7 protein-coding genes are annotated in these 6,368 nt (G+C 50.2%); 6 read left to right on the top strand and 1 reads right to left on the bottom strand.

The window, feature by feature from the left end:
* Together CA598_RS32500 and CA598_RS30735 are read left to right on the top strand one after the other, a co-directional pair.
* Positions 1–211: hypothetical protein (locus tag CA598_RS32500; protein ID WP_218832637.1), on the top strand; the 211-nt coding region annotated here is incomplete at its 5' end.
* An 18-nt stretch (positions 212–229) separates the two neighbouring features.
* Positions 230–430: a hypothetical protein gene (locus CA598_RS30735; protein WP_094878958.1), complete on the top strand. Its 201-nt coding sequence runs from the start codon at positions 230–232 to the stop codon at positions 428–430.
* Between the two features lie 336 nt (positions 431–766).
* Here CA598_RS30735 and CA598_RS30730 read toward each other — a convergent pair whose 3' ends face one another.
* Positions 767–1,327, bottom strand: a complete 561-nt coding sequence (locus CA598_RS30730; protein WP_094878957.1) for a recombinase family protein — start codon at positions 1,325–1,327, stop codon at positions 767–769.
* Between the two features lie 419 nt (positions 1,328–1,746).
* On the opposite strand from CA598_RS30730, the gene CA598_RS30725 reads away from it, so the two are divergent.
* From CA598_RS30725 to CA598_RS30710, 4 genes are all read left to right on the top strand, one after another.
* Positions 1,747–2,181, top strand: coding sequence for a phBC6A51 family helix-turn-helix protein (locus CA598_RS30725; RefSeq protein ID WP_094878956.1), 435 nt, complete (start codon positions 1,747–1,749; stop codon positions 2,179–2,181).
* A 585-nt stretch (positions 2,182–2,766) separates the two neighbouring features.
* Positions 2,767–3,954: a phage terminase large subunit gene (terL, locus tag CA598_RS30720; protein WP_306440498.1), complete on the top strand. Its 1,188-nt coding sequence runs from the start codon at positions 2,767–2,769 to the stop codon at positions 3,952–3,954.
* Between the two features lie 219 nt (positions 3,955–4,173).
* Positions 4,174–5,532 carry a portal protein gene (locus CA598_RS30715; protein ID WP_256990729.1) on the top strand — a complete coding sequence of 453 codons (1,359 nt, stop codon included), beginning with the start codon at positions 4,174–4,176 and terminating at the stop codon, positions 5,530–5,532.
* Between the two features lie 101 nt (positions 5,533–5,633).
* Positions 5,634–6,356, top strand: a complete 723-nt coding sequence (locus CA598_RS30710) for a phage minor capsid protein (protein WP_306440497.1) — start codon at positions 5,634–5,636, stop codon at positions 6,354–6,356.
* Positions 6,357–6,368 lie beyond the last annotated feature (12 nt).

Here is a 6,368-nt window from a genome sequence, read left to right as displayed (position 1 = left end):
AACGCGGATGTTACAGCGTAAGCGAACGTACAGTGAGCGGAGGGATAACGTAGTGTTAATCGCATCATTAATCGTAGCTGCGTATTTACTAACCGGATTATACTTCCGTCCATATGCGCTAGATTGTCCGTTATGGGAACGCGTAGTTATGCACGTGGTATGGCTACCGTTAATTATCGGATTATATGCGTTGATTAAATACGGGAAGTAACGGAGGGATAACGTTAATATGAGCGGACATAACGGCGGAATCATACCTCCGGACGTTAAAGCGTATAGTGACGACTTCGTGTCTCACGATTACGCACGTAAACTACTGGCGCAGGTTATCGGTACTGACGTAGCTAACGTAGAATATAACAACGGTAGTTACTACGCTTGTGTACGTAATACAGGCGGAGCCATAACGCATAAGTACGAGATAACGTAATATACATGCGCTGTTCTTACGCTTTGCCCGAGCGTAGGAGCAGCGCTTCTTTATGCGTGTTTATAGCGTTGATTTAGCGTTAACATAGGCGCTTTGATATCGCGGAAGTATAAACGTAAGGGCAGCGTAGATGAACGTTAATATACGGTTGATACACGCTAATGTAACGTGCTACTGAGGCTTACGTTTATACTTGCGCATTATATAGAAGGAACGCGATTGGCGGATGATGGCGCAGGGGTTCCGATTAGTGACGGGGATAACGCCGATTACGGTTGTTGGTCGGCTCGTCCCGGAAGCCCTCCGAAATCTCACGGGGTCAGACGAAAAAGAGCGCTACTTAGCGCCCTCGCGTTCCTTTAACGCACGATATAACGTAGCTTTGGTCACGCCAGTAAGCGCGGTTATCTCCGCTACTGTATGCGCCTGCGTATCGTATAGCTTAACGGCTTGCGCGACCTTCTTGCGGTCAGTAGGCGGACGACCACCATTACGGCCGCGGGCTCTACTAGCCGCGAGTCCTGCGCGTGTACGCTCAACGATTACGTTACGCTCGAACTCGGCGAATACCGCAAGCATTCCGAAGAACGCGCGTCCTATAGCGTTAGACGTATCGATATTATCGTTGAGGCTTACGAACTCAGCGCCGCGCTTCTGTATCTCGTCTAACGTAGATATTAGCTTAACGGTAGAACGCGCTAGACGATCGAGTTTATACACGTAGAGGATGTCACCTGCCCGTAGTAAATCCATTACACGCGCCAGCTCTGCGCGGTCATCTTTGGAGCCTGACGCTTTCTCCGTATAAATACGTTCACATCCGGCAGCCGTCAACGCGTCTATCTGCATATCTAACGATTGCTCAGCGGTTGATACCCGTGCATATCCGATCTTCATAACGTATCGCCTCCGTTCCATTTGTTACCATCGTATCATAAACACGTATGGGAATGCAACGTAGTTATTGGTACGGATATTGGAACGATTATAGTACGTAATGGCGCGCTGATTAGGCGTATTTATTTTCGTTGCTTATACGCTCGTATTTGGAACGGTTGGAACGCATGTCGGAGGCGAATTTAGGCGGGACCCCCAACGCCCCATGCGGACAGGCCTGCGTTTGCTGTTCGGAATTTGCGCACAATTTTTTAATCTCGGGAGGTACACGCACACTCACCGCACACATCACGTAATAATCACGCAGAATCACCGTCAAATTAGCGCGTTTCGTACGCTTCGGGACTATTCGTATTCCCACGTACGGAAGACGTTAATTTCACGCAAATATCACGTAAATAAACGAAGGAGGAAACGCAGTGTCAGATAAACGTAAACAAGCGCTCGAATCGCAGCTCGACGGACGCCAAAAACGCGCAGCGTTAATGTGTGTTGAACGTGAGTTTGCACCGGAAGAAGACCGCTTAACGTTCGACGCCATCGCGGAAGAGATCGGCGTATCGCGCAAATGTCTCTACGAATGGCGAACGCAGAAACGCGCCTTTATCGATTACGTTAATTACCTCGCGGACGATTTTTTATCCGCTGACCGTGCGAAAGTGTATCGCCAGTTAATGCGCGCGATTGACGGAAGCCAGCCGAGTATTAAGGCGATCGACTTATTCTTCCGCAGATTCGGACTAATTACGCAGCAGGTCGCGGTTGAAACGAAGGATGCCGGATCCGCACGTAGTAACGAAGAATTAGCGCAGGAAATCGACGAATTAGACGCGCTACTTGACGGAGACACATAACGGAGGAGGTGCGTTCAAATCGCGTATATTAACGGAGAATGGCTGGATAAAACAGCGCGTGCTGAGCGCATCAAGCTTGTAGGGGAACGCGCTAAGAAACTCCGCGATCTAGTAAAGGCAGGGCGCGCGACGACATATCACGAAGAGTCATTACGCGCAGATATTGCGGAGATTAAACGTCTCAAGCGGATTGATCGCGCGGAAGAGGACTTAGCATTCTTTACTTACGAATATCTATCGGATGCCGGAAATCCGGATAACGAGGATAATATCGTAAGGAATGGCGAGGACGGAACGCCGCACGATCCTCTCGAAGACATAGCGCCAATACACGCGGAGTTCTTTGCGTTATGTAATCACGTAAACAACGTTGTAAGAAACGCGAGATTAGCGGTGGCCGCTGCGCGTGGTCACTCAAAGTCCGGTATGTTTTCGAACAGCGAGCCGTTGCATCAAACGGTCTTTCGTAAGCGGAAATATATACTTGTCATATCCGAGACAGATACGTTATCAAAAAAGCTCATCGGATGGGTTAACAAGCAGCTTAAATATAACGAGAAACTACGAGGGGACTTTGGTCCCCTTTTGCATGAGCGAAATAACCTTAACGAAAAAGACAACGAAGAGGCGTTCATTACGCTATCGGGTACGCTGGTCGAGGCGTCGTCCTCCGGTAAGCAACTACGGGGTAAGCGTCACGGTTCTTATCGTCCGGATCTCGTTATTGTCGACGATCCATCATCGCAGAATAACGAAGGCACGAAGGAAGCGCGCGAGAAGCTGATTCACTGGTTTAACTCTGTTGTCGTCCCGATCGGAACGAAAGCGACCGCTATTATACTCGTCGGAACGATGGTCAGCGCGACCGGTCTTTTGAATCACGTACTCAAGCGGCGCGACTTTGAATCATCGTTTCACGGCGCAGTCGTCCAGGAGCCGGATAATCCGCAGCTATGGGAACGATATTGCGAAATATATGCGCGGTCAGAAGATAGCGCTGAGCCTGACGCATTCTACGAAGAACATCGCGCCGAACTTGAATCCGGCGTTATTTTGGCGTGGCCTTGGCGCTGGACATATCGCGCGCTTATGCACGAAAAAGTCAACATGGGAACACGCGCATATAACTCGGAGTTCCGGAATCTAGCGTTTAGTGAGGACGAGCAGTTCTTCTTTCCGGACACTTACGGATATTACCGTTATGAATACGAAGATGGCCGGCGCTTTATTCGTTACGAGGATTTACGCATACCACTTTCGGAATTAACGATAAGTGGCGCGTGGGATATTGCGCAAGGAAAGAACGCGCGGTCCTGTTATAACGCGGTGCTGACCGTCGGCCGCCACGATAAAACCGGCTATATCTTCGTACTCGACGAATACGCAACGAAAGAGCCTCCGCACAAGATACTCGACGTCATTATCGAAAGGATACGCGTATTTAAACACGACGTTTTTAGCGTTGAGACGATTAACGCGCAGCACGAATATTATCGGCAACTGCAGGAGCGTATGAGAACGCTCGGCATTTATAAAACGCGGCTTAACGATGTTAAATCTCATAAGACTGGTAAAGAAGAGCGTATCGAAGCGCTTGAACCGTTGTTTCATAACAGAACGCTGATACTAAACGCGGCACATACGATGCTTCTCGATCAATTGGCGCAATTCCCGCGCGGTGATTACGTGGATTCCGCCGACTCTTTAGCAATGGCGGTTGAGAATGTAGCGAAGGCCAAACGGAGACTACAAAATAAACCGAGTTGGATGTAGACGAAAGGAGGTCGCAAATTGACAAAGATTTTCCGTACGGGAGAGCAATTCCCTCCTGAAAAAGATATCCCGCGTCTCGCACAATATAAGCGCGGTCAACGTATCTACGAAGGACGCCACGCTGAAATTTATGAACGCGCATCTTCGTTATTAAAGGATACGCCATTCGCCCCGCAGCTCGAAACGCTGTTTATTGCGGTCAACGTTGCCGACGTGCTTATGACGAAGCCAGCGGATCTACTTATCGGCGAACCGCCTACGTATGACAGCGGTAAAGGTAAAGACTCACGCGAACAGGAACGCCTTGACTCGATCACGGAAGAAAACGACATTAACCGTTTGATATACGAATCTACTATCGGGGCTGGCTATCGTGGAGACGCGTGGTTCAAAACGTATTACGCGCAGAGGGCGGACTTTTCTGAAACGGAAGCGCTCGGATTGCCCGCGCCAGAAGCTCCGTTAGAGCCGATTATCGAGAACGTTCCGGCTAACTTAGTATTTCCGGAGTTAGCGGCGGGCTCACGTAAGAAGTTTAAAGCGCTAAACATCGCGTGGATTGATTGGGTCGAGGAGCCTGGCGGAAGAGTTATCCGCTGGATTACGGGAAACGCAGCCTCATACGTACCTTATCTCGTAGTCGAGCGCCATGTTCCCGGATATATAACGTACGAACGCTATCGGTTGAGTGAAAAGAGCGTTAATGCGGAATGGGGCGTACCTATTTCGACGTATACAATCGGTGATCAAGTCGCTACCGGCCGCGAGTCAGACGTCATCGAAACGGGAACACCGCAATTACTCGTACATCACGCGCCATATAAAACTACGGACGATTCTTGGCGCGGAGAAAGCGCAGTGAGTAAGATGGAGAGCGTCTTAGCTGCGATAAATGACCGCTTAGTTCAAGTCGATTATATCCTCTTTAGACATTCGGACCCAACGGCTTACGGTCCGGAACTTGACGGAGTTGAGGACGGAACAGGTCAATCTATTCGTTGGGGCGGAAAGTACATTCCGCTGAGTAATGGCGATCCAACGCCGGGTTACATGGTGTGGAACTCGCAACTTGAAGGCGCGTTTAAGGAATTGGATTACCTTCTTGGACTTGTGTTCCTGATGGCGGAAACTCCGCAATGGTTGTTCGGTACCACGATTACAGCGGATAGAGGCGGAACAGGAACGTCACACACGGACGGCGCTTCGATTGGTATGCGGATGATGCCGATACTTAAAAAGGTCGAGCGCATTCGGGCGCACATGGATCGTGCTATTCGTGACGCAATATGGACTGCGATGCAACTTGAAAACTTTGCAAATCGCAATGTGGAAGGGTTCGTTCCGTATGAGCCCGTTTATCCGACGATAGAATGGCGCGACGGCCTACCAAAAGATGCTAAAGCGGAAGCCGAAACGATGAGCATACGTACTGGCGGTAAGGCTACACTCGACGTCGCAACCGCAATTAAACGTTTGGACGCGATCAGTGACGCACAGGCTGCGCATATTATCACGCAGATAGATGCTGATGAGGAACGCACACTCGGCACGGTCGACACAACGGTGTTTAACGAATGATCGAGCCAACGTACGACTACGAAGTCGCCGTCTTAGTCCGCGCATACAAGAACGCGTTGCTCGCAATATCCGCCGAACTCTCACGCTTAGACTTATCCGCAATGTCACGCGCTAATTCGAAAGCCGCACTCGCCGAGGTTGCGGTTATTTTGCGTGGACTGAATACGGAATCGGCGGCGTGGGTTGATCGCTATATACCGTTAGCTGCTACTGATGGCGTTGCGCTTGCAATCGTCCAACTCGGCGCGGCGGAAACGTTAGAAGAGGCGCAGAAGATCGTTAAGTTTAACCGGATCAATCGCGAATTCGTAGCGTCAGCCGTTGCGGATACACAAGCGGATTTACTGGCGGTTACACAAAACGTAGATCGCCGAGTTAAGCAAGTCGTCCGCCAGGTAACCGCCGATTCAATGCGCGCGAATTTGACACGCGGAATCAACGGAAACCGTACGCTTAACGCCGACATATTACAGCGCATGCAGAAGACGCTAGGTAGCGCGGTTGATACCGGAATTATTGACGCAGGAGGACGGCGCTGGCGACCAGAAACCTACGTCGAGATGTTAACGCGTACGAAGATGGGCGCGACACAGCGCGAGTCTACGATTAACGAAGCGGTCGGCCGCGGCGCTTATTACGGAGTGATTTCGAAGCATAACGCGGTTGATAAATGCCGCGAGTACGAAGGAATGATCGTTAAACTTACGCCAGATGCGCCTGGGAATTACCGTTATATTGGCGACCTCCCACGTAACGAGATTTTTCATCCGTGCTGCAAACACGTAGTAACAGCGCTACGTGATCCGAAGATATTGGAGCAATAAGGCTCCGCGTCC

Source organism: Paenibacillus sp. VTT E-133291, assembly GCF_002264395.1.
GTDB lineage: Bacteria > Bacillota > Bacilli > Paenibacillales > Paenibacillaceae > Paenibacillus_AQ > Paenibacillus_AQ nitricinens.
Note: the sequence above shows the minus strand (reverse complement) of the source record. Positions and strands in the feature narration are given on the sequence as shown.

What these genes read in the sequence shown, in the direction of transcription:
- CA598_RS30735 (WP_094878958.1), top strand. Translation starts at nt 230, where the DNA reads ATGAGCGGACATAACGGCGGAATCATACCTCCGGACGTTAAAGCGTAT.
- CA598_RS30730 (WP_094878957.1), bottom strand. Translation starts at nt 1,327, where the DNA reads ATGAAGATCGGATATGCACGGGTATCAACCGCTGAGCAATCGTTAGAT.
- CA598_RS30715 (WP_256990729.1), top strand. Translation starts at nt 4,174, where the DNA reads ATGACGAAGCCAGCGGATCTACTTATCGGCGAACCGCCTACGTATGAC.
- CA598_RS30710 (WP_306440497.1), top strand. Translation starts at nt 5,634, where the DNA reads ATGTCACGCGCTAATTCGAAAGCCGCACTCGCCGAGGTTGCGGTTATT.